25 protein-coding genes and 1 pseudogene are annotated in these 24,062 nt (G+C 50.5%); 3 read left to right on the top strand and 23 right to left on the bottom strand.

Annotated features, from left to right (window positions below; translation table 11 throughout):
- Positions 1-14: 14 nt before the first annotated feature.
- The 17 genes from PSTEL_RS18005 to PSTEL_RS18085 form a co-directional block, all read right to left on the bottom strand.
- Positions 15-425, bottom strand: a complete 411-nt coding sequence (locus tag PSTEL_RS18005; protein WP_084065152.1) for a BMC domain-containing protein — start codon at positions 423-425, stop codon at positions 15-17.
- Between the two features lie 22 nt (positions 426-447).
- A complete protein-coding gene (locus tag PSTEL_RS18010) occupies positions 448-1,602 on the bottom strand; it encodes a hypothetical protein (RefSeq protein ID WP_038697440.1) in 1,155 nt (384 codons plus the stop codon).
- A 13-nt stretch (positions 1,603-1,615) separates the two neighbouring features.
- Positions 1,616-1,882: a BMC domain-containing protein gene (locus tag PSTEL_RS18015; protein ID WP_038697442.1), complete on the bottom strand. Its 267-nt coding sequence runs from the start codon at positions 1,880-1,882 to the stop codon at positions 1,616-1,618.
- 21 nt (positions 1,883-1,903) lie between these two features.
- The gene (locus PSTEL_RS18020; protein WP_038697444.1) at positions 1,904-3,241 is read right to left on the bottom strand and encodes a UbiD family decarboxylase; all 1,338 of its coding nucleotides are present in this window, start codon (positions 3,239-3,241) and stop codon (positions 1,904-1,906) included.
- On the bottom strand, positions 3,238-3,804 hold the full coding sequence (locus PSTEL_RS18025) for a UbiX family flavin prenyltransferase (RefSeq protein WP_038697446.1): 567 nt from the start codon (positions 3,802-3,804) through the stop codon (positions 3,238-3,240). The genes PSTEL_RS18020 and PSTEL_RS18025 overlap by 4 nt, the downstream gene beginning before the upstream one ends.
- A 75-nt stretch (positions 3,805-3,879) precedes the next feature.
- Positions 3,880-4,665 (bottom strand): creatininase family protein, encoded by a 786-nt coding sequence (locus tag PSTEL_RS18030; protein WP_038697448.1) that lies wholly within the window; start codon positions 4,663-4,665, stop codon positions 3,880-3,882.
- 32 nt (positions 4,666-4,697) lie between these two features.
- Positions 4,698-5,261: a cysteine hydrolase family protein gene (locus PSTEL_RS18035; RefSeq protein WP_218917553.1), complete on the bottom strand. Its 564-nt coding sequence runs from the start codon at positions 5,259-5,261 to the stop codon at positions 4,698-4,700.
- Between the two features lie 188 nt (positions 5,262-5,449).
- The gene (locus tag PSTEL_RS18040) at positions 5,450-5,797 is read right to left on the bottom strand and encodes a hypothetical protein (RefSeq protein WP_038697452.1); all 348 of its coding nucleotides are present in this window, start codon (positions 5,795-5,797) and stop codon (positions 5,450-5,452) included.
- 59 nt (positions 5,798-5,856) lie between these two features.
- Entirely contained in the window at positions 5,857-6,771 is a 915-nt protein-coding gene (locus tag PSTEL_RS18045) for an ABC transporter permease (protein ID WP_038697454.1), read from the bottom strand.
- Positions 6,764-7,699: an ABC transporter permease gene (locus tag PSTEL_RS18050; RefSeq protein WP_235775382.1), complete on the bottom strand. Its 936-nt coding sequence runs from the start codon at positions 7,697-7,699 to the stop codon at positions 6,764-6,766. The genes PSTEL_RS18045 and PSTEL_RS18050 overlap by 8 nt, the downstream gene beginning before the upstream one ends.
- A gap of 103 nt (positions 7,700-7,802) precedes the next feature.
- The gene (locus tag PSTEL_RS18055; RefSeq protein WP_038697458.1) at positions 7,803-9,356 is read right to left on the bottom strand and encodes an ABC transporter ATP-binding protein; all 1,554 of its coding nucleotides are present in this window, start codon (positions 9,354-9,356) and stop codon (positions 7,803-7,805) included.
- A 109-nt stretch (positions 9,357-9,465) separates the two neighbouring features.
- Positions 9,466-10,614: a BMP family ABC transporter substrate-binding protein gene (locus PSTEL_RS18060; protein ID WP_038697460.1), complete on the bottom strand. Its 1,149-nt coding sequence runs from the start codon at positions 10,612-10,614 to the stop codon at positions 9,466-9,468.
- A gap of 57 nt (positions 10,615-10,671) precedes the next feature.
- Positions 10,672-11,478 (bottom strand): BtpA/SgcQ family protein, encoded by an 807-nt coding sequence (locus PSTEL_RS18065; RefSeq protein ID WP_038697462.1) that lies wholly within the window; start codon positions 11,476-11,478, stop codon positions 10,672-10,674.
- A gap of 304 nt (positions 11,479-11,782) precedes the next feature.
- Positions 11,783-12,544 carry a DeoR/GlpR family DNA-binding transcription regulator gene (locus tag PSTEL_RS18070; RefSeq protein ID WP_038697464.1) on the bottom strand — a complete coding sequence of 254 codons (762 nt, stop codon included), beginning with the start codon at positions 12,542-12,544 and terminating at the stop codon, positions 11,783-11,785.
- A 22-nt stretch (positions 12,545-12,566) separates the two neighbouring features.
- Complete coding sequence (gene deoD, locus PSTEL_RS18075; RefSeq protein WP_038697466.1) at positions 12,567-13,274, bottom strand: purine-nucleoside phosphorylase; 708 nt, start codon at positions 13,272-13,274, stop codon at positions 12,567-12,569.
- Positions 13,275-13,485: 211 nt separating this feature from the next.
- On the bottom strand, positions 13,486-15,024 hold the full coding sequence (locus tag PSTEL_RS18080) for an FGGY-family carbohydrate kinase (RefSeq protein ID WP_052098648.1): 1,539 nt from the start codon (positions 15,022-15,024) through the stop codon (positions 13,486-13,488).
- Between the two features lie 39 nt (positions 15,025-15,063).
- Positions 15,064-16,161: a M42 family metallopeptidase gene (locus PSTEL_RS18085; protein ID WP_038697468.1), complete on the bottom strand. Its 1,098-nt coding sequence runs from the start codon at positions 16,159-16,161 to the stop codon at positions 15,064-15,066.
- Positions 16,162-16,909: 748 nt separating this feature from the next.
- On the opposite strand from PSTEL_RS18085, the gene PSTEL_RS18090 reads away from it, so the two are divergent.
- Positions 16,910-17,926: a serine hydrolase domain-containing protein gene (locus PSTEL_RS18090; protein ID WP_038697470.1), complete on the top strand. Its 1,017-nt coding sequence runs from the start codon at positions 16,910-16,912 to the stop codon at positions 17,924-17,926.
- Between the two features lie 294 nt (positions 17,927-18,220).
- On the opposite strand, the gene PSTEL_RS18095 is transcribed toward PSTEL_RS18090, so the two are convergent.
- From PSTEL_RS18095 to PSTEL_RS18105, 3 genes are all read right to left on the bottom strand, one after another.
- Positions 18,221-19,144, bottom strand: a complete 924-nt coding sequence (locus PSTEL_RS18095) for a class I SAM-dependent methyltransferase (RefSeq protein WP_038701210.1) — start codon at positions 19,142-19,144, stop codon at positions 18,221-18,223.
- A gap of 111 nt (positions 19,145-19,255) precedes the next feature.
- Entirely contained in the window at positions 19,256-19,654 is a 399-nt protein-coding gene (locus PSTEL_RS18100) for an Rrf2 family transcriptional regulator (protein WP_038697472.1), read from the bottom strand.
- 252 nt (positions 19,655-19,906) lie between these two features.
- The gene (locus tag PSTEL_RS18105) at positions 19,907-20,275 is read right to left on the bottom strand and encodes a MerR family transcriptional regulator (protein ID WP_245624980.1); all 369 of its coding nucleotides are present in this window, start codon (positions 20,273-20,275) and stop codon (positions 19,907-19,909) included.
- Positions 20,276-20,365: 90 nt separating this feature from the next.
- On the opposite strand from PSTEL_RS18105, the gene PSTEL_RS18110 reads away from it, so the two are divergent.
- A complete protein-coding gene (locus tag PSTEL_RS18110; protein WP_038697474.1) occupies positions 20,366-21,076 on the top strand; it encodes an SDR family NAD(P)-dependent oxidoreductase in 711 nt (236 codons plus the stop codon).
- A gap of 249 nt (positions 21,077-21,325) precedes the next feature.
- On the opposite strand, the pseudogene PSTEL_RS27145 reads toward PSTEL_RS18110, so the two are convergent.
- The 3 genes and pseudogenes from PSTEL_RS27145 to PSTEL_RS18125 all read right to left on the bottom strand — a co-directional run.
- Positions 21,326-22,052: pseudogene (locus PSTEL_RS27145) on the bottom strand (IS5 family transposase); the annotation flags it as partial.
- Between the two features lie 200 nt (positions 22,053-22,252).
- Positions 22,253-23,101, bottom strand: a complete 849-nt coding sequence (locus tag PSTEL_RS18120) for a hypothetical protein (RefSeq protein WP_038697477.1) — start codon at positions 23,099-23,101, stop codon at positions 22,253-22,255.
- Positions 23,102-23,346: 245 nt separating this feature from the next.
- The gene (locus PSTEL_RS18125; protein WP_038697478.1) at positions 23,347-23,580 is read right to left on the bottom strand and encodes a helix-turn-helix domain-containing protein; all 234 of its coding nucleotides are present in this window, start codon (positions 23,578-23,580) and stop codon (positions 23,347-23,349) included.
- Positions 23,581-23,663: 83 nt separating this feature from the next.
- Here PSTEL_RS18125 and PSTEL_RS28845 point away from each other — a divergent pair, with 83 nt between their 5' ends.
- Positions 23,664-23,957, top strand: coding sequence for a DUF6809 family protein (locus tag PSTEL_RS28845; RefSeq protein ID WP_342666581.1), 294 nt, complete (start codon positions 23,664-23,666; stop codon positions 23,955-23,957).
- The last annotated feature ends 105 nt before the right edge of the window (positions 23,958-24,062 follow it).

A 24,062-nucleotide genomic window follows, 5' to 3' on the forward strand; every position in this document is an offset into this window, starting at 1 on the left:
CAGCTCACATGCTGCTATTCCGGCTTCGGCGGAGCTTGTCTGCCCGGCCCCGGCGGCCGCTTCTTGACCTCGGCTGTGGAGGAATCCGGCTCAGGGACTTGAACTTGAACCTGACCCGGCGGCTCCGCCGAGAACACCTCAAACCGCGACAGCATCTTCGTGACGACATCACTGTGGGCTCTCGGAATGACATGCGCGGAGACTACCTTGCCGATTCGCTCGGCCGCTGTTCTTCCGGCCTCAACCGCAGAGGTGACCGCCGCCACATCCCCGCTGAAATGGATGGTTACACCGAGCATTCCGCCCACTCCGATGACTTTTTCCACAGCTTCAATCGTGACATCTGCCGTCTTCAGCGCGGCATCCGCTGCCGATACGGCGGTTGTAAATCCGATTGCTTCAATAAGACCCAATGCTTGCTGCATCAGCTAATCCCTCCTTCCGTAATCAGGCATAAGGCTCTATCAGCTTCCCGAGCAGAGCCGAGGCTTCCGACAGGTCTCCCCGCTCCCCGGTAAGGATCACGAATTCGTCCGCAATGCTGAACTTCACCCGGGAACTCATGCCCAGTTTGAGCGCTCTGTCTAGAAGTGCAACGCTGCGGTATCGTGAAATGCCCTCCAGGGCGGCGACCGCATCGCCACGGGAGATGTTCAGATACTTTACCAGAATTGAAGAAGGCTCCAGCGCGATATAGCTCTGAATCCGGCGGCTCCCGCTCCGCAGACATTGATCGTACATGCTCTGAAGCGCATTCCGGATATCGGATGAAGCCTCGCCGGTAAGCACGGCCTGAAAATCCCGGCCGCCTTCCATCTTCCAGTTAATGTCCACATCGACGCCGGAAATGGCGGAGCATCCATCAAGCAGGAATAACTGCCCGGGCCGGCAGCGCCCTTCGGCAATAATTCCGGCCGACTTCGCAGAAATTCGGCGGATGCCCAGCTCACCGAGCAATTCAGGACGCAGCTCCGGGTAATACCAGAAGTCCAGCCCGGCGCAGCTTCGGCCGAGCATGCCCGACTCATCCGGAGCCGCTGCAGTATCCGTGCAGTCCGCCCCGCACTCCTCCCGGCTGTTCCCCTGAACCAGGGACATCCGCATCAAGGGGGCCAGCGATTCCTCAATGAAATCGCGGGTCAGCGAAGCCGCGGACGCAGCGGCAGTAGCAGAAGCCGGAGTTTTCACGGCTGCAGGTGCATGTGCCGATGCGGACACGAACGCGGGTAATGACGCATTCGCCTGCACCGCTGCTGCCGCAGGCGAGCCCGCAGAAGCCGGCACTGGCGCAGCAGACAATGCAGCAGCTCTTCCATTCCCGCCTGAGGCTGAACCTGTCACCGCCCCCAGCCCCGCTTCTAACGCCGTATCTGACACCGAACCGGCTGCCACGCCCGTCACCGCTCCGGTCGCCGCACCAAGACGCTGTTCCTTCCGGTCCCGCTGGTAATTGGGACGGCTGATCCCCGGCACGGCGGATGTGCTCCGCACGCTCGGATTTTGCCGGGAAGGCTCATTGCTATTGCCGCGATTCGGCTCCTGACGTCTGCCAGCCCCGCCGCGCAGCGCCTCCTGCACAATTTCCTTCATAAAATCCGACACCGCCCATCACCTCCTAAAATAAGATTTTGGCAAGCTCGGGATGAGGACGCGGGATAACGTTGCAGGAGATCAGTTCTCCTCCCGTACGCTCATAGGCAGTCTTCCCGGCTTCAACCGCAGCCGTCACGGCGGCGACATCGCCTTCCACGACGACGGCCACAAGGCCCGAGCCGACGACCTTCATGTCGATCATCTTGACAGTAGCGGCCTTGCACATCGTATCCAGCGCTTCCATTGCCGCGACAAGACCGCGGGTTTCAATCAGGCCGATGGCTTCCATAACGATGATCCACCTCCTTCATCATAAGTAATCCTGGATATTGAAATCGGGTGCGACCGGAATGCTCGTACGCCGATAAGATTCTTTGGCCGTGATCGGATATGTCGCATCGATTCCCATCTTGGCTGACACTCCCCGAAGCTGATGGGACGGCTCCAGCGGCGACCCCTTCGCTCCGGGAACGATGAACACATCAAGATCGGCCTGTACGCGCGTCGCAATCGCCCATTCCACATCCTGCGGATCGAACAGATTCACATCCTCGTCGACCACTACGACATGCTTCAGATCCTTGTCGCTCGCGAATGCAGCCAACAATGCCTGTTTGCCATCCCCTTCACTCCGCTTGCGGATCGAGATCACCGCGTGATAACGGCCGATTCCGCCTACCGTTAAGTGAACATTCAGCACCTCCGGCACAACCTGCCGCACGGTGCTGAGCAGCGTTGCCTCCCGGGCGAGCGCCATCGGCAAATGCTCTTCATGGCTGGACGGATAGATCGTCTGCCAGATCGGCTCATTCCGGTGCGTAATCGCCGTAAATTCGATGACGGGCTGCTGCGTGCGATCCCCGTAATAGCCTCCGAGTTCGCCAAACGGCCCCTCCGGCTCCCGGACATGGGGCAAAATCTTGCCCTCCAGCACAACTTCCGCTTCGGCGAGCACTTCGAGATCCACCGTCCGGCACTGCACGACATCCAGAGATGTGCCCAGCAGCGCCCCCGCCACATCAAGCTTGTCGCAGTGGTACAGATGCGTGCTGATCTGCGAGGCAAGCACGACCGCAGGCACGACGCCGAACATAACGGCAACCTCCACCGGCTCTCCCCGCTGCTCGAATTCCAGGAACTGCCGGTGCAGCTCCGGCGAAGAGATCAGCACGCTGGAGCGGTTGCCTCCCAGCATCTGCATCCGGCGGATCGAGGTATACCGTCTGCGGCCGCTCCGGTCCTTGACGACGAGAATGCCGGAGACGAGATAAGCTCCCGAATCATCCTTGTGATACGTACAGACCGGAAAATAATCCGTCACCTCTTTGGGCCGGAGCACTACATTTTCATGAACGGGACCCGAGGCGACCTTCCGCGTCTTGATCGGATGAACGATGGAGTCGATCAGCTTCTCCACAAGCTTGTCCTTCGTAATCCCCATCGTCTCCGCCAGCAAATCGCGGTCCCCGCCAAGCCCCGAGACCATCGGCATGTTATAGCCCTTGATCTTCTCGAAGTAGAACGGCTGCTTGCCTTTACCGGTCTTGATGACCGCCCCAACCTCGAAGACGGGATCGACTTCCTTGCGGATATGGGTGATGCGGCTGCTGCGTTCCAAATGCTGTACAAGCTCCCGGATGTTATTCATTTCTCCACCGCTTTCTCTCCCCATCTCGCCATCAGCTGGTGGTCGATATTCAGGGCGTCGAGAATCCGGGCGATCACGAAGTTGACCAGTTCCCAAATCTCGGTCGGATGGTGATAAAATCCCGGCGAGGCAGGCATGATGTCCGCGCCGGCGCGGGCCAGCCGGGTCATATTCTCCAGATGGATCAAATGAAGCGGAGTCTCGCGCGGAACGACGATCAGCCGTCTCTTCTCCTTGAGCATGACGCTTGCTGTCCGGCTCAGCAGGGTATCCCCCACGCCGTTCGCGATCGCGCCAAGCGAATTCATCGAACAGGGCAGGATGACCATCCCGTCCGTCTTGAACGAACCGCTCGCTACGGATGCGAATAGATTGCTGTTGTCCAGCACTTCCGCGTATGCCTTGATCTCGTTCATCGTGATGCCGCACTCGAACTTCATGACCTTTTTAGCCATTTCGGTCGCAATAACATATGTCTCGATATTCAATTGATGCAGCGCACGAATCAGCGTATATGCGTAGATAGAGCCGCTCGCTCCTGTAATGCCTACTACAATTTTCATCTTGCTGTCTCCTTTAACCGCTCCGGACCGGCGCCGGCTCACGGGAATCAGGGTCTAATGCTTGCCGCGTGTCTGTTAGGATTTATAGTTCGTCTGAATGACCTGCGTGAGCATGGCATGAAGCTTCTGCACGGCATAGCGGATGAAGATCTCGCCCTTCTCCACCGTTGCGAGCGTAGGCGCTCCGATAACGCCGTGATGGGAGACGTCTTTGGTCTTCCAGCCGGGCGTAACGGGACCTTTGAGCGTAACATGCGGATTCGCCGTAAGCTGTATGTCCGGAAATTCATCCACAGCTTTGCTCATATCGACAGCTTCGGGGCAAAACACTAGCATAAGCGACGTTTCCAGCTCGCAGGCATGGAAGACGCCATAATCCCCGGACTGCTGCACCTGCTCCAAAATATCGTTCCAGAAGGAGGTGAACCACCAGTCGAAGACAAACACTTCCATATCATGCTTGATTCGCAGATCCCGGCTCAGCACATTCAACAGGTCCGTATTGCCGCCATGGCTGTTCATCAGCAGCACTTTGGTGAACCCGTGGCAGCGGATCGATTCGCATAGATCGTCCAGCATCGAGTAGAATGTCCGCGTGCTGAAGCTCAGCGTTCCGGGAAAATCCATATGCTCCATACTCTTGCCAACCGGCAGCAGCGGGGTAATGAGCACCTGGTTATCCGGGAAATCGCATTCCTTCATGAATGTGTTCAGCAGGTTATCCAGAATGATCGAATCCGTTCCGACCGGCAGATGGCTTCCATGCTGCTCCGTCGCCCCGATCGGAATAATGACGAGCGAATGCTCTTTGTCCATAGCGCCAATTTCTTCGGTGGTGCACATACTCCATTGTCGAATCATCAACACCCGCTCCTTTTTTTCAGGTTCTAGCGTTATTCAAATGACAAATCATCCACGCTGACGATCTGCCCAAGCACATAGTCGATATGCTCCAGAGCGGCTTCATGCTGCTTGGTGCTCGTGCCTGCCACACATTCTCTCGGTACGACCACATAATAGTCATGCTGCTGCGCGTCAGTCGCCGTCGCCCGTACACATACATCCGTCGCCGCACCTGTCAGAATGATCGTCTTCACGCCCAGCCCTTGCAGCAGCACCTGAAGATCAGTCTGGAAAAAGGCGCTGTATCTGCGTTTTTGAATGACATAATCGCTCTCTTCCGGCTTCAGTTCCTCGATGATTTCCACGCCATGCGTTCCTTCCACGCAGTGAATCGGCTCGCTGCGGTCCAGCTCCCGTCCGAAGTCGACATGCGATTTCCGGTGAATCTCCTGGGTATAGATGACGGGCACTCCGGACTTTCTTGCGTATGCCAGCAGCTTCTGATTGGATTCGATCAGTCCGGCATCCGCTTTACATGGAATGACCGCCTCCTCACCAACGAAATCGTATTGCATGTCGATGACAATAATTGCAGCATTCTTGAGGCTCAGCACCCTCATCCACTCCTTTGATCTGTGATTTATAAATACAAAGAGGCGGCCGTTGTCACACAGAACTCCCTGTTGACAACGGCCGCCTCTCATCGTAAACGAATCGAAAGTTACCGCTTTGCTCCATTTGCAGGCTATCCCGCCGAGATAAATCCCGGGCGATCTCCTATTAGGATTCAATTGTCAGACACTTACTCCAGAATGGCTAAAGTAGAAGCCCATTCCGTTGACGGATCGTAGTCACGGAGAATGGAGACCACCTTGAGATCCGTCTCCGCCTCCACCTTCTCCAGAAAACGCAGCTTGAACTCCGAGTGCAGCGCATGATCGACAGCCAATTTGGTGGAGGCGTGGCGTAATTCCAAAGCCTTGAGGGCCACAATCCGCTGATGCTTGACCAGAAAGTGGATGATATTATCCTCAATGCTGATCTTGAGCTGATTGACGCCGAAGCCGTAAATTTCTTTGTTGACTTCATTATAGAAACGGGAGAGCAGCTTCTTGAGCTCGGTCATTTCGTTCCCTTTTGCAATCATCATGAGTGATCACCGCCTTCCGGTTTTCTTGATGAATGGGTGCTAAGACTTAATCCCGGCCTCTACTTGCCCTTCTTTCTGGATTCATTGATGGAATAGATCATCAGACCGATGACTGTCACCACATAAGGCACCGTCGATACGAGCTCGGCCGGTATTTTGAACAGCTGCAGCACATTCGACATCGCTTCGGCGAACCCGAACAGAAACGAGGTCAGCGCCGTTCCGATCGTCGTGCTTCTGCCCATCGATTCCGCTGCAAGGGCAATCCAGCCTCTTCCCGCCGTCATATCCCGGGTGAAGAGCGACAGATAGCCCATCGACATATAGGCTCCGCCCAGGCTTGCGAACAGGCCGCTCAGCAGGAGGGCAATGTACTGTGTGCGGACGACCTTGACACCAACGGACTGCGCTGCCTGCGGATTCTCGCCGACCGCCCGGATCTGCAGTCCAAGCGGCGTCCGCTTGAGCAGATAATATACCGCAGCGACAGCAATCAGCGACAGATAGGTCAGCACATGATGCCCCGAAAGAATAGGGCCGATAACCGGAATGTCCTTAATAAGCGGGATGTCGATGTTGGGCAGCACCTTGCTCGCTACGGATGAGGAGGTTCCCTTGTCGCCGGTGAGCAGGTACAGAACGAAGATCGTCCCTCCGGAAGCGAACGCATTGATCGCGATACCGCCCAGAATAATATGCGTCTTGAATTTCAGTGTGAAAAAAGCCAGCAGACCTGCGATCAGCACGCCGCCTGCGGCGGCTCCCAGCAGTCCCAGCCAGGCGCTTCCCGTGTAGGCGCTGAACAGAACGCCCATAAGTGCGGAGGTTAACATGATGCCTTCCAGACCGATGTTGACAATGCCGGCTCTGTTGGAGATGAGCGCGCCCAGCGCTGCGAACAGGATTGGGGTCGTGACCCGCAGAATGGAGAAGGCGAACTCGGTTGTGAAGATGGCGGCGAAAAAGTTACCCATTCTTCTGCGCCTCCTTCAGCAGCATTCTATTCTTCCAGAATTTCAGGAATTGCTCTGCGGACACCAGGAGCAGAATTACCCCCTGGATAATGGAAATCATCTCGGCGGGAACATCGGACAATCTCGACATCATATCCGCCCCTACCCGGATGTAGGCAAGGAACAAGGCCGAACCGATAACCGCGAGCGGATTGTTCTTGGCCAGCATCGCCACAAGTGCGCCGTCCATGCCGTATCCCGGCAGGGATGTCCAGTCGAACCGGGTATGCATGCCCAGCACCTCCACCGATCCGCCGACTCCGGCGATAAATCCGGCCAGCAGATGGACGTATACGATAACTCTTCCAGTCTTGATTCCCGAGTATTCCGCGAACTCCCGGTTGGAGCCAGTCATCCGCAGCTCATATCCCCATTTGGTCTTGTACATGAACAGATGGGCGCCGACAATGCACAGCAGTACGATGATCAAGCCCGAATGGATGCGGGTCCCGGGAATAATGCGGCTGAGAACCGCATCGGGATTGAACTTGAATGAGGCCGTCTGGAACGCCGCCGCATCCCTGAGCTTGTAATTGAGCAGATACAGCCCGACTCCCAGCAAAATGCTGTTGAACATCAGCGAGGTCACCAGTTCGTTGGCGTTCCATTTCGCCTTGAGGATGCCGGGGATCGCCATAATCAGCGCACCTACAAGCCCTCCCGCGATAATAGCGACAGCGGGATGCAGGAATCCGAGGCCCGAACGAATGGCAATGGAGGCCGCCACCAGGCCGGAGAAATAGAATATCCCTTCAGCTCCCAGGTTGAACATGTTCATCTTGAACAGCAGAGCGAGCGACACGCCCGCGAACATGAGCGGAATCGCCATCTCCACCACATTCCCCGCATGGGACAGAGAGGAGATCGGCTCATACAGGAAGATGAACATGGTATGCCATGGCTGTTCACTGACAAAAGAAATGATCAGAAGAGAAAGGAGGAGCGCAATAACGACAACCGCCAGCGTACGGAACCATTCGAAATATTTCAGCTTAAAAATGTTGAGCCCCCCTTATCTCTTCCTCATCCTGTCTCTTGATGCCCAGCATGAACAGTCCGAGTTCTTCTTCCGTAAGCTCAGAGGGACGGTCGAAATAGCCGACGATTTCTCCTCCGTACATGACCGCCAGACTGTCGCTCAGCTCCAGAATCTCGTTCAGATCGGCGGAGATCAGCAGAATCGCGCATTTTTCCGCGCGCAGGTCGATCAGCTTCTGGTGGATCAGCTGCGCGGCGCCGACATCCACACCCCGTGTCGGCTGTTCGGCAATCAGCAGCCGAGGCTCCGTTGAGCTCTCCCGGGCGACGACCACCTTCTGCATATTGCCGCCGGACAGCATGCCGATCTCCTGGGCGGGACCCGATGCCTTGATGCGGAACGAGTCGATCAGACTCTCGGCAAGACGAAGCATCTTCTTCCGCTTCATGAACATCCCGCTGCTCCAATCCTTCTTCTTGAAAATGGTAGAGACCAGGTTGTCCACAATGCTGGCATCCTTGGCCGTCCCCTGTCTCATCCGGTCCTCCGGGATGTAAGAGACGCCGAGGCTCCGGATCGCTCCGATGTTAAACTGTCCGATATCCGCCCCGCCTACATGGACGGCGCCCGGTGGAGACTTCAACTGGCCAGTGATGGCCTGGACCAGTTCGGATTGCCCGTTGCCTTCGACTCCGGCAATGCCCAGGATTTCACCCTGGCGGATCGAGAGCTGGACGGATTTCAACAGATCGTTGCCGTGCTCTCCTTTGAGCGACAAGTTTTTCACAGCCAGTACCGGCTCTCCATACTCATGCCGCTCTTTCTCATATTTCAGCACGACATCTCTTCCGACCATCAGGCGGGAAATTTCCTGCTCCGTAATATCCTGAACGCCGAAGACGCCTTCCGTTCTGCCGCCGCGCATAATCGTAATCCGGTCGCATATGGCCTTGACTTCCTTAAGCTTATGGGAGATAAAGACGATGGTATGTCCGGCCTCCTTAAGCTGCTTCAGCTCCTGGAAGAGCTCTATCGTCTCCTGCGGCGTCAGCACAGCCGTCGGCTCGTCAAGAATCAGAATCTTCGCGCCGCGGACCAGAGCCTTCAGGATTTCCACCTTCTGCTTCATGCCTACGGACAAATCCCTGACCTTCAGTTCGGGGTCAACCGCGAGATTGTATTTGGCCGAGTATTCTTTGGTGATTCTGACGGCTTCGTTATAATTGAAGGACACGCCTGTTCTCGGCTCCATTCCGAGAACCATGTTCTCGGCTACGGTGAAGGAAGGAATCAGCATGAAATGCTGATGGACCATTCCAATTCCGATGTCGATCGCATCCTGCGGAGAGCCTAGCCTAATCGCCTTCCCTCTCAGGAACATCTCGCCTTCGCTGGGCTCTTCCATCCCGAACAAGATCTTCATGAGCGTCGATTTGCCGGCTCCATTCTCCCCGGCAAGCGCGTGAATTTCACCTTCATTCAAGCTAAAGTTCACGTTCCGGTTCGCGACCACGCCATTCGGATATACCTTCATTACACCACGCATTTCCAGCAACGCCCCCATCATTCGCCGCCTCCTTCCTGCTGTTATTTCCGGATTCATTGAATCACGGATAGGGATAAGGAGGAAATTCCGTACGGAATCTCCCCCTTTGTGCTGCTTGATTTCAATGCGCTTATGGTTTTACAGCGTTGCGAATCTTCTCAACTTCCGATGTTTCCATTTTGGATGCATCGCTGACCACGATCTCTTTGTTGATCAGCTTCTTCTCGATCTCTTCGATCTTCGCCTTCATTTCAGGAGTGAACGCAGCGTTGTAGATATCATTCTTGGCGATGCCTACCGCGCCTTCCGTGAAGCTAAGCGTTTCGCGCTTGCCGAACTCCAGAGTGCCTTCCTGATATTTTTTCACAGCCCGAAGGATAGATTGGTCAATGTTCTTCATGGAAGAGGTCAGGATCAGGTTCGCCTTGTCCGGGTCGGTGCCCTTAACCATTTCAGCCTGGTCGGAGTCTACGCCGATCGCGTATTTCTTCTTCTCCTTCGCGGCATCGAAGATGCCAAGACCCGTTCCGCCCGCCGCACCGAAGATAACGTCAGCGCCGGAATTGTACTGCACCAGCGACAGCTCCTTGCCCTTGGCCGGATCGCCGAAGTCGCCTGCGTACGAAGTGATTACTTTAATATCAGGTACGACATATTGAGCACCCTCTATGTAGCCTACGAGGAAAGCGTTGATGCCCGGTACGTCCAGCCCGCCCAGAAATCCGATAATTTTCTCAGGGTTGGCATTAGGAAGATTGGAGGTGGTTGTCAGCGCCGCTGCCGCTCCGGCGAGGAAGGAAGCATCATTTACACGGTACCACATGGCATACACATTGTCCGGCACATCTTCGAAGTCGGTGTCAAAGTCGATGAATTTCTTCTCCGGATGCTCGGCCGCAATGGCGTGGAAGATTTCCGATGCGGTGGAGTTGCCCGAAATAATGAGGTCCCAATCCTGCTCGACAACATCCCGGTAGATCGGCTCCCACTTCGTCTGGTCAGTTCCCATCTCGATGACTTTGGTTGTGGCTCCCAGCTGGTCCCGAACCAATTCAAGACCTCTGTTCGCCGAATCCAGGAATGATTTATCGCCCAAGTTGCCGGGAATCAGCAGGACTACTTTCAGTTTGTCCCCATCTTTAGAGGCAGCCGCTTCGGAAGCGGCCGGAGCATTGCTGCTGGTAGCTGCTGTGTTGCCGGTGGCGGAATTGCCCGAGCCTGAACAAGCGGTCAGAATAACAAGCATGAGTACACTTACCAGAGCCAGCATTTTCTTCATAAAAATATCCCCTTCTTCGCCTTAAATTTGTGATGGCTTGGACGTTGACCAGTCAATCTATCCTCTAAACCGTTTCACCTTATCCATGAAAATCCGTACCCGGCTCTCATCCACCAGGTTGTCGAACTTTCCGTCCACCTTAAAGGTGGTGCCTACCACGGCTCCATCCGCGATGGTCAGCTGCCGCTCGATATTATCCACGGTGCAGCCTGTGTTGCAGAACACCACCGTCTCCGGGACCGCATCCTTCACTCTGGAGAGAACCTCGCTGCTGGTTTCCGCCCCGGCCGTCAAGCCTGACACGCACAAGGCGTCGGGTCTGTTGTTGAATACTGTCGATTTGGCAATATCTATGATGTCTCTGTCTCCCAGATAAGCCGAAGCCTCGGGTACGATGTTGAACAGGATTTTCAGATCATGGGCTCCAAGCTCCGTCTTGTGGCGGATCGTCTGTCCGACGTTCGTATTCCATAAGCCGAAGTCGCTGGCGTAGACTCCCGTGATGATCTCCCGGATGAAGCTTGCGTCGGTGGCGACTGCCAGATCAATCGATGCAATCGGGTCCCATAGTACGTTGACGCCAAAGGGGATTCGGATATCCCGCTTCAGCTCCCCGATCACCCGGGCCATGGCGGCTGTTGTCTCGGGTCTCACCTTTGTCAGATAAGGCAGGCTGAATTCATTCGAGAACATCACAGCGTCTACCCCGCCGTTCTGCAGTCCCATCAGATCCTGTCTGGCTAATTCTACTACCCGGTCCATGCCGCCTTCGCGTTCATAGAAAGGGTCTCCCGGTAAAGCGCGAATATGGCACATGGCAATAATCGGCTTTATCGTTCCAAACGTTTGTTTAATCCATTCCATAATTTTGACTCCTCCGTCGTGGTGTATCGGGTGAAGACAACTGTTTCGGCCTCGCCCCATCGTGTCAGATAAAATAACATATTGCTTTATTAATTTAACGCAATTATAGCGACAACTTTCTGATCACGTCAAGAACTTTTGTGATAATTTATTTATTTTTATTTTCTTTTTATTATCTTTCATGGTTTTTCAATTGATTTCCAACAGAAGAAAAATCACACAAAAAAACCGTGAAAAAACGCTGAATCCCTTGATAAATCAAGAAATTTCCCAGCATTTTTTCACGGCAGCCTACAGAACCGCATTATTCAGCAATCAGAACCTCAACGCCAATCTTTTCCAATTCCAACCTAAAACGATCATCAATTCGATTTGTTATTAATTTATTAATTCTGGAAATTTCACACAGGTAACAAAATACTTTTGTGTTATGTTTGCTATCATCCGTAACCATAATTACTTCTTCGGCGGCATCAATCATGGCCTTCTTGGCAGGCACTTCTTCCCTGGTCCGGTTGGAGATCCCGAATTCCAGATCGATCGCGTCGCAGCCCAGAAAGGTTTTGTTCACATGAACTTTTTTGAAAAATTCAACTGTCTGATCACCGACAAGGGTATACACGGAATCGCTGAGCGCGCCGCCTGAAACCATCAGCTTCACGTTGGGCTTCATCGCCACTTCCATCGAGATTTTGATATCATTGGTCAGCACGGTGATATCCTGCGTCTTCATGCTCTTGGCGATTTCCAGCGTGGTGGAGCCTGCGTCGAAGACAACAATGTCGCCCTCTTCAATCAGACTGGCAGCAAGAGCTCCAATCTTCTTCTTCGCTTCGGAATTCGCCTCGAACTTGCTGGCGATCGGAATCTCGTAGGCGAACTTGTTCATGATGGACATGACGCCGCCATGAGTCTTGACGACAAGCCCCTTCTCCGCCAATTCATCCAGATCCCGTCTGATCGTGACTTTGGACACCTCGAACTGCTCGCTCAGTTCTTTGACGTTGGCTTTCTTCTTGCGGTTGATATACTCGAGAATTTTCTCAACGCGTTCAATTTGGAACACGGTTCATCCCCCTCCACAAGTGTCAGGCCAGAGCAAGGGCAATCTGCATCATGCCCGTGAAGGTCTGCTCCCGCTCTGCGGCCGTCGTCGGCTTCTCTCCCGGCTTGTCCGAGATCGTGACCATGCACAGCGCGTGCTTGCCGGCTCTGGCGGCATTCATATACAGGGCAGCAGCCTCCATCTCGGACGCAAGCACACCCATTTTAAGCCAGCCTTCATCATGCTCCTTGGCATTGTCGCAGTAGAAGACGTCACCTGACATAATGTTGCCCACTCTTACCGGCAGCCCAAGCTCCTTGGCCGCTTCCACAGCCTTGCTGAGCAGCTCGTAGCTGGCAATCGGGGCGAACGTGCCGGGCAGATTGAAGCTTTTGGCATAATTAGAGTCCGTACACGCCCCCATGCCGATAATAATATCACGCATCTTCACATCCGGCTGAATGGCGCCCGACGAGCCGATACGAATAATGTTGTCCACATCATAGAAATTGAACAGCTCATACGAATAGATCCCCATCGAAGGCATACCCATCCCATGGCCCATTACCGAGACGCGCTTTCCTTTATACGTTCCCGTGTACCCCAGCATGTTGCGGACTTCATTGAAGCATACCGGGTTGTCCAGAAAATTCTCGGCGATAAACTTGGCCCGCAGCGGGTCCCCGGGCATCAGAACCGTCTTGGCGATATCTCCCGGCGAGGCTGTAATATGCGGTGTTGGCGTTGACATAGTGAATCCCTCCATGTTGTGTAATTCCCGTATTGTAATTGCCGTCTCATGATTGGCTGTATTGTGAACGATTGTATTGTGCTTGGTTGTAACTTGACTGGCTTGCTCGGTTACGCGATTGCTGCGATTCCGGGCTGCTATAATTCCGGATTATTCCCTTTTGATTTCTCGGTTCCTGGTTACTGCGATTCCAGGTCATAGCGATTCCATGTCACTGCTGCTCCTGATCCGATTCGGCCAGAGACTGAAGATAAATATCCGTCGTCTCATGCATCCAGTCTTTGAAGCCGGGATAAATTTTGCGGTACTGTTCAAAAATGCGTCTGTACTTGCGGTGCGCCTCGGGATTCGGAGTGATGACCTTCTCCAGCTTGACCATCGCCTTGGTCGCCTCCGCCAATCCCGGATAGATTCCAGCCGCCACAGCCACAGTGATCGCACAGCCGAGACATGGCGCCTGCCGGTCCTGCGGCACGTTCACTGTCACATTGCTGACGTCCGCATGAATTTGCATGAACACATCGGACTGCGACGTGCCGCCTGCAATATTGATCTCCTGAACGGGAAAGCCGCTGTCTCTGAACTGTACCAAAAGATTCTCCGTGCCGAAGGCAATTCCCTCCATAAGCGCACGGTACATATGCGCACGGGTGTGATTGAGCGAGAGTCCATAGAACATGCCCCTGACCTTCGAATCGAGATAAGGATGGCGGTTGCCCTGCCAGTAATCCAGCACTATGAGTCCCTCTGATCCCGGTTCAAGCTCTGCGGCCTGACGGTTCAGATAATCAAATACGCCTTCTTCCACATCCTCCAGATCGCGGCAAAATTCCCGCCGGAACCAGCTGAGAATCGAGCCCGACGAGACCTGGCCCCTGTAGGAGGTATAATAGCCCGGAATCAGATGATCCGGTCCCGTATTGATCAAGCCTTCATTAAACAGAGCTTCATCCGTCAGCGCCATAGCCAGATTCGAGGAGCCTGTAATGAGCGCAAGCTTACCCGGTTCGCTTACCCCCATCCCCAGAATGGCGATGGAAGAATCGATGCCGCCCTGCGCCACCAGCGTATGATACCCGAGGCCAAGCTCATCCGCCGCCTCTTTTGTCAGCGTTCCAATCGCGTCTCCTACTGCATACACATGCCCGTCCGGGAATTTGGACACCGCCTCCTCCAGGCCGATCGTATTGTAGAAATCCTCTGCGAACGCTCCGTCGCGGGCATTGTACCCCCAGTTGCAGGAGTTGTTGATGTTGATGGACCAGATCCCCGTCAGACGATATGTGAGCCAATCCTGGTATTCGCAAAAGACCTCCGCCTTCTCGTAGTTCTCCTTCTCATGGCGCTTCACCCAGAGCAGCTTGCCCGGCATCCATTCCGCCGACAGCTTCGCTCCCGTCAATGCCTCGATCTCATTCACTTCCTGCGAAGCGCGGACATCCATCCAGATCAGACAATCCCTCACCGGAGTCCCGTCGAGCATGCTCAGGACCACGCTGCAGCTGGTCGTCGCCGTACTGATGCCAATAATCCGGTCCTTGGTTATGCCCGTCTCCGCCATGCCTTTGGCCAAGCTTGCCTTAAGGGCGTTCCACCAATCCTCAGGCGACTGCTCCGCCCATCCGGTATGTAAATGGGTTGTCCGATATTCGGTCGCCGCGAATCCCAGGGAATTCCCCTGCAAATCGTAGAATCCTACGCGAATGCTTCCTGTGCCTCCATCAATACCGACCAGCACATCCCGTTCCATTCCTTCACCCCTTATCCTGTTCACACATGAAGCGTCCTTCTAATAGCGATGAAGATTAAAATCCCTGTTAATCCCGTATATGGCTCCGGTAACGACGATGCCGACCTGCTCCAGATCGTTCAGATCGCAGGTCTCCATCGGCGAGTGGCTGTAACGGTCCGGCATCCCCATATCGAGACACGGAATACCGTCGTTCTCCAGCTGCAAATACGCCGTATCGCTCAGCGCCCCCCGAGCGGCGCTCCGCTGAAGTGTTATTCCGCTATCCTGCGCCGATTTCTTGATTAACTCGAACAGCCCCTTGTGAGCGATATTTCCGTTCAGCGTACCTTTTCCATGAAAATTAAACAGGGTGACACCCGGCCCTCCACCAAGCACCACATTGTTGACGCCCCGCTGATCCGGGGTATCTCCGGCGCCGGGGCCAAGCAGGCAGATTGCCATATCCGTCTTGACGCTGCGGGCCGCCATCATCGCGCCTCTGGCATTAAATTCTTCCATTACAGTCCCCACCAGATGAACGGTGCATTCCGGCTTCTTCTCGGCCAGGGCGGAGGCAATCTGCAGCAGATTCGTCAGTCCGGCCGCATCGTCAATATAGGCTCCGGCAATCCGGTCGCCAAGCAGCTCCACATAATGAGGCGCAAAAGTTACAGGGCAGCCGACATGAATACCAAGCTCATGCACCTGCTCCATGCTCTTCGCGCCGATGTCGATGAACAAGCTGGGGAACGGATCAACCTTCGCCTTATCCGCTGGGGATTGAATATGATAGGCCTTAGCGCCGATCAGGCCGGGATAGTAGTCGCCATTTTCACTGCCGACCATCACCGGAATGCCCTGGACGATCTTCTCGGAAATGCCTCCCACCCGCTCGATCCGCAGAAACCCGTCAGGCTCGATCCGGCTGATAACAAAACCGATTACATCCATATGCGCGAACACCATCAGATGGGGCGCTTCCGGATCACTACCCGGAAAGGTGGCGATCACATTCCCTGTCTTGTCGATCATCACCTGGTCGGTGTATTTGGACAGATCATCCTTGAACCGATATGCCATTCGGGATTCATAGCCTGACAACCGGATGATTCCCATATATTCCCTCAGTGTTGTCTTTAGTTCTTCCTTCTGCATCAAGGAACATCACTCCTTTGGAATCAAATCCGCGAATATGATCATTTATGTTCTTTTATGATCGTTTTATATTCTTTTTCTTATTATTATATACACTTCATGATTATCTGTAAACAATGATGACATCATTTTCTTGATGCTGTATGAATAACTATGCTTAGAGCGGCATGACGTAATATTTTTTGACATTCGATTCAGGAGACAATCCTTGTACACTAGAGTATCTTCATATCCTGCGCGGATGGGCTGGGCACGTGTCGATCTCACTTCAGAAGGCGTACTACCCTTTTTTATATAATGGTTATGTTTAAGATAAATGTTGAAAATTGATATTTTCAGAATAGTCGGGTATAACAAGGCTATATGAAGGATTACGGAGGTCTTATTATGCCAAGTATAGATTTGCTACCGAAGTTACTAACGAGGTTAGAGAGAACCGATTTTCCAAGGGGAAAGTCTGCCCTTACTGTGGGCATGAGGAAGTATCAAGAAAGTATGGATTTCACAGTGTTGCTACAAAATACCTTGCTGTAAAAACTAAACATTTATTAGTGCAGTCACATACCTCTCACTCAGATACAAAGTTAAAAGATTTTAAAATTAGGGAAGCGATTTATATATAACTATGGTAAATATTTAAATAATTACACTATTCTGTTATATAATTAAGTACAGTCACAATAGTAAAATAAAGCGAAATGATTAATAGTGATTATATGAAATATGGGCAAGTTATTGGAGGATGTCAATGTTGAATATTAATTTAAATGAATACTTTAAAAAGCAAAAAAAATTTAGTGGAAGTGTATTGGTATCAAAAAATAATGAAATTATATTTAATGAATCATATGGATATTCAGATAAGGAAAAAGGAATAAAAAATACATCTCAAACAAAATTCATGATTGGCTCTATGACAAAGCCAATAACTGCATTATGTATTATGCAGTTATCAGAAAAAGGTATGCTTTCAACAAGTCAGAATATTGAAGATTATTTTCCAGACTTATACAAGGGTCAAGGAATTACAATTCATCATCTTCTAACTCATACTTCTGGAATACCTAACCACATAATGCTAAGAAAACAAATAAAATGGGGAGAACATCATACACCCCAAGAAATACTACAAATCATAAAAGGTTATAAATTGAAATTCCCTGTTGGTGAAAAATGGTCGTATAGTAATACTAATTATATTATTCTTGGCTTGATAATTGAAATGGTTTCTGGAATGAGTTATCACCAATATGTTAAAAATCATATATTTATTCCTGCTAACATGAATAATTCAGGTTTTTGTGATGAAGAAGAAAAAAATGTAGCCAATAATTATATTAAGGGTGAAAAAGGATTCTATATGGACCCATCAATATGGTTTGCTTGTGGTGATATTGTATCAACTGTTGGTGATTATTATTTGTTTGATAGAGCAATTCAGGATGGTAAACTATTGAAAACCCAAATAGTAAAGGAAATGCAAAAGCCTCACCACGACGGAAAATATGTAAAATATGGATATGGATTGATTATAAAAAAACACTTCGATTGTAAAAGTATATGCCATGGTGGGGGAATTGCAAATGGTTACACTTCTCATTTTGAAAAATATATTGATGACGATATTACCATTATTGTATTAAGCAATGATTTAGTAAAATACCAATTCTTATCATTGGGCGGGGCTGGTGGTACATATATAGGTAGAGAGATTGCTTCTTTAATTTATGGTAAAAAGTTAGGTGCTTTTAAGAAGATATTCTAAAAGAGATTCTTAATATAAGTGAAGCTTAAAATGACACCCCTTAAAAATTATCATATTATCAACACTGTTATTAAACATAGCCTATATAAAAAAGCATCTATAAAAATAGACCAGCCAGAAGTCTGGCTGGCCTAATCATGCAAAAGCACCCCGCAGGGTGCTTGATTGTTTGATTGGAATCTTCCCGGTCTTCCCGGTTCCAGTCTCCTCGTTCACGTACTACCCGTTCATGCTCTACCCTTTCATGCTCTATTCGTTCACACTCTACTAGTTCACGCTCAACCCGTTCATGCTCTACCCTTTCACATTGTTCCCGGTCACACTCTTCCTTGTGTACATATTCTGATCCTGCAGCCGAATGAACACCTTGCCGAACCGCCCGCCCTGGCTGACCGTTACCGGCCCGTCGCCGTAGGTGCTGCGTACGTAATCCGTTACGACCTTCCGGGCAGTCGCATTCGCCTCCACTCGGTGATGCTTCAGCATCTCCATAACTTCAATGACAGCATCATCCGGGGACAGCTCCACCGTCTTCATCTCCCGGGTAACAATGGACTCATAGGCATACCCTTTCAGGTAGAGCAGATGCAGGAGATAGGCCATGTCCGAAGGCCCGTTCATATTCTTCTGTCCACCCAACAGCGGAAGCACCTCGTTCACCAGACTGTGTTCTCGATCGCCCGCCATCGTGCTAATATAGCAAAATTGGCGTGCGCAGCCAAGCAACCGCTCCACACTATCCCAGTCCGTAACGACCGGACACATGGAGACGAACACCAGGTCGAAGGCTTGCTGCCAACCTTTTTGGGCCAGATCAATATCCTCAAAAGCCTCATGGACAAGGCTCACCCGCTCCTGCTCCCGGTTAAGCGGCTCCGTATTGGCTTTGAACAGCTTCGCCAACGGAACATTTGGCTCAACCGCCGTTACTCTGGCGCCGCGCTCGGCAAAAGGAACGGAGAACCCACCCGAGGCCGCCCCGACATCCAGCACCGACATTCCGTCGAACTCGACGCCCTGCCCTTCGATCCACCCGATAATCCGCTCGCTCCGGTGTCTTCCCGCGTCACTGAACACTTCCCGGTTGAACACCTCCGCCTTGTCGTCGAAGCTGCGGGTCATATCAACCCCCGACCGCTTCATCCGATTGGCCATGCTGTGCGGGTCTTCCTTCCACGCCTTCTCCCATACCTCTTCATTAAAAAGATCATTACTCATCTCGTTCATTCCTCTCTCCTTGAGAATTAAGTGCCGGATTAACTCCGGGTCAATCAAAGATTTAAAAGACTTATTATATCTATAATTAATCCAAAAATAACGGGCCGATGCTTACCTTCCCGTCATTTTGGCGGCTAGATCGGCCAGCTTTCTACTGCGCAAATACTCTTCCATCCGCTGCTCCGCCTCCACCATTTCCCTCTGAATCAGACATTCGGTTGGATGATTCAATGTGCAGTCGAACAAGGAGGCCGTGCCTTCAATGGCATGGATGACATCCAGGAACGAAACGTCTTCCTTGTTCCGCTTCACCCTGTACCCGCCGTTCGCGCCGGACGCGGATTCGATGAGTCCCGCCTTCACCAGCTTGGTCAGGATTTTGGACAGATAGGTTGGAGATACATCCTGCCTCTCCGCCAGCTGCTGCACCCCGATCGGCTTATCCGAAGCTGCGGCCACCAGGAACAGCATCGTATGCAGCGCATAATTCGTCGCTTTGGAATATTTCATGCTCTTCACCCCCTAATCGCGGACTTCATGTATCTACAATATACATTATCTTTCAATCTGTCAACAGCTTCTTCAGGCTGAATAATAACTTAGTACCCCGACCAGCGCCATTAACACAAAGATAGCCGCAATTACGATTAAAGAGATTTTCGTAGCCTTGTTCACAATCCATCACCACCTTTGCGCTTTGCGGATTCGAAAAATACGGCTCACAGCCATCTATTAGCCCAACACATGATGAGTATTTCCCGGTCAATAATTCTCACCCCGGTAATAACGTTCAAGCTTATGCTCCAGGTGGACGAGCTGAGCTTTTTTCATTTCTATATCATCCAGAAGAGTCTGCTTCTGCTTCTGAATGAGCTGAATTCGATCCGGCAGCGTAGCGGTTCCGGCCTTGACCATGTCATGATATTTCTTGATTTCTTCCACACTCATCCCCGTCTCACGCAGACATTTCAGGAATATGAGCCAATTAATTTCATAATCCGTATACAGGCGGATATTTTGCTCGTTGCGGACCACCGTGTCGAGAAGGCCCTTGCGTTCATAGAAACGAATCGCTCCGATATTAATGCCAACTTTTTTCGCAACCTGACCAATTGTAAAAATCATCATCATCCCCTAAATTCATGGTTGACCTGCACTAAGTGTAGCATAGTAAGCTATGAATTGTTAACCGAACATACTTTAATGAAAGAAGGGCCACACATGAACAAAATCGCATTCGTAACCGGTGCTAACAAAGGAATTGGATATGAAATCGCAAGACAGCTGGGCGAGGCAGGTTGGACCGTTGTACTTGGAGCACGCAGTATTGAACGAGGCGAAGCAGCCGCTTCCGAATTAAGAAATCAAGGGCTTAGTGCGGAGTTTGTGCAGATTGATATGACCGATCGGGCAAGCATCGAACAAGCCGCAGACACCATTCAAAACCGCTATCCGGAGCTTACGCTGCTCATTAACAATGCCGGTATGCCAGGAGCTTTCTCAGGCTCATTCAGCGATACCCGGGAGGAACATTTGCGGAACGCGTTTGAAGTCAATTTCTTCGGCACGTTCCGCTTGAACCAACGGCTGTTCCCTTTAATTAAGAAGAATGAAGGAACGATCGTGAATGTATCCACCGATATGGGATCGCTGAACTATATGCAGAATTTCGAGCATGCCTTGAATGCGTTCGACTACAATTCATCGAAGACAGCCAATAACGCAATGACGGTTGCGATGGCGCTTGAACTCCAGGACAGCAAAGCCCAGGTCTTCGCCGTAACCCCCGGTTTCACCTCAACGGATTTGAACGGCAATGCAGAAGGCGGTAAATCCAAAGACGCCGGTGCGGCGATAATTGTAGGATATGCAACGGATGGGAAACGCCATAACGGGGAGTTTTTGGATGTGAATGGGGTGTTTGAGTGGTGATTGGGGTGGGGATGCCCCGGATTAGGTGAGATTAGCCGGATTTCGGAAAGAGAACAGCGAAAGCCTCCTGTACGTTTTCTGGCTAGGCCAGGTGATGTGCAGGAGGCTTGTACGTTTTGCTTTCAAAGGTATTTGTTCATTTATAGCTTCAATAATAGCATCATCTAATTCTCTTGCAGCCTTAACAGTACTAGGGTGTGTATGCAAACCTAAGCAAGTCATATCATAATGGAAGCCAGGGACAAAAAAAGCCATAAAGGTACACGCCAGCTTATCATAGCGAGTGGCTAGTCGACGATAGTGTTTGAGTTTATTGAAAAAGCACTCGATCAGATGACGCTCCTTGTAGATCTCATCTCACGGTCCCATTCCAGAGGCTTCCGACGATTTTTCTTACTTGGAATCACACAGGGTGCAGTCTGTTCTTCCAAGAGACGGAGGATTCGGTTGGTATCGTACGCCCGGTCGGCCAACACTTGCCTTTTTGTTAAGTCCATTTGTTTCAATATCTCATAACCGGTTACGGAGTCATGACAATGGCCTCCGGTCAGCACAAAGCGCAGTGGGTTGCCCAGCGCGTCAACGACTGCGTGGATTTTGGTGGTTAATCCGCCCCGGGACCGCCCAATGGCTTGCTTGAGGCCCCCCCTTTTGCGCCCGATCCATGCTGATGGACACGGACAATCGTGGTATCGATCATGACGCTTTCCTCGTCGGGCTCTGCGGAAACATGCTCCAGAATACGGTCCCAAATACCGGCGATCTGCCAGCGACGAAACCGGCTGTAAACGGTAGACCAAGAGCCGAAATATTCAGGTAAATCCCGCCAGGGGGAACCTGACCGTGCTACCCACAGCATGGCATTTAGCATTTGACGATGGTCTTTCGGGGGTCTCCCTCCTTGTGGTTTTCTCTCCGGCGGTAGCAGGTCCTTAATGGCTTCCCATTGGTCGTCACGGATTTCATATCGATTCATCATACCTATGATTTACCCATTTTATGGGGTCATAGTTTGCATACAGGCTCTAGAAAGAATACATGAAAGTCAAATTTTATCAAAATAAAGAGCGAACTATGTATAAAATAGTTCGCCCATTATTTTAATATTCTGCTCCATGGTTAAGGGGGGTGATATTTGAGTTGTCAGACACAACTGAAGAAAAAGCCAATGTATTACTACTTAGTAGACTTAATAAAATGACTCCTAGAATAAGTGCTTTTTTCATACTCATCTTCTCCTTTGAAAATATTATTGAGAATTATTGAGTACTCACTTAGTTGTGAGTCTGATGCGTTAGGCTTGAGTACTTCAAACAATGCCACCGATTTTTTGAAATAGCTATCATTATTTTTTTTATCAGCCTGAATCATAGTATGTAGTATTAAATCCACAGCTTCATTACATATACCGTTTGTGTATTTGTAGCAAGCTAATAAATAATAAAGCGACAAATATTTTGCAGAGATAACTTGTTCTTCATAGTGGCTCGGATCTTTAATGTGACGCATTAGAGAAGCAAGTTCCTCGTCTACAGAATATGAAAAAGCAAGTGATGATTCAAGGATTGTGTTGAGTCCCGATAAGATTTGATCAGGATTTTCTTCAAGGAATGTAACATAATCCTTCAGTTTATTTTTGTTTCCGTTCAAAATTTCTAGTGTTAAAGTATTGGCTACTGCGAAAGATCTAAAATCATATATGATCTTTTTGCATTCCTCAGTTTCGTCATCTAGCCACTCCAGATTTGAATAATGAGCTATGCATTCAAAAGAGTTTGGGTATTTTTCGACTTTTTGAAATGCCAATCCTTTCATTAGATAACTATAGCCAAAATAATAGGCTATATGTCTATCCAGTTTTACAAGATGTTTTGTCTCAGTAAGAAGAATTTTATTTGCGGCATTAAGTAATTTGTTGGATAAAGTTAGTACTTTCTCCCAATTATCAAAAGCATAGGCCATTTTGATCATTTTTGCAAGGGTATCAATCTCTTCTGGTTCATTTAATATTATAGTTCCATCCAAATGTAACCACTCCTTAAATACCATATATTTGCAATATATTATATGGAATAATTTACAAGTGGTCAATATCAATTCTCTTGTAACTCATTTATTTAAATGAATTGTCGAGAATTAGTATTTCTGTAGTCCAGTCCCAATGACGTTTTCAACATACTTGAATCAGAATTTAGTTCTCTGATTATTGAGCCACTGTTGTACTCACTTCTTGATAAAAAATGACTACACCAAATCACGGCATAGTCATTTTATTTACTTTCATCAATTTTTTCCTCCACAAGCTCCACCAACTCCGATGCCTTCATGTTCAAAGCTTTAGCAAGAGCAAGCAAAGAATTTTGAGTTGGCTGGTGCACGCCACGTTCCAGCATGGATATGTAAGTACGGTCAAGGTTACTTTGGAAGGCCAGTTTTTCCTGGCTCATCTTTTGCTTCTTCCGGATTGTTCTAAGCACTTCTCCAAATACTTCTTCCGATTTCAAGGATATACCTCTTTTTAGTTTCATTATCTAGTTGTCCCACTAACCAAATCCACGTAGTATACTCTACAAAAAGGTATAAACAGCTGTATCATGGCAGTTTACATCCCGATGAGCAAGCCATCTCAAATGACCCGCAATATGAGCAGTTAATCCAAAAAACATCTGAAACTATAAAGGTTTGGAAAGAACGACTTACTGAAGAAGAGTTCCGCGAGCTTGAAAAGTTACTGGACTTATATGGTCAAACTCATGACATGGAATTAGCCTCAATCTTCACCTACGGCTTTCGCCTCGGGGCGGGCATTATGGTCGAGGTCTTAACTGGGCAAGAGGAATTGGCGCACAAGATAAGTGCTTTTCCTGATAAAACTCAGTGAACGAAGGGGCGACCCAGTGTGCTATAAGCGCCACAACTATAAATTACATTTTTTAATCCAAAACAAAAAACCTTGATTTCTCAAGGTTTTCACTGGTACTGCCGA

Origin of the sequence: Paenibacillus stellifer (genome assembly GCF_000758685.1) — a bacterium.
Lineage (GTDB): Bacteria > Bacillota > Bacilli > Paenibacillales > Paenibacillaceae > Paenibacillus_AQ > Paenibacillus_AQ stellifer.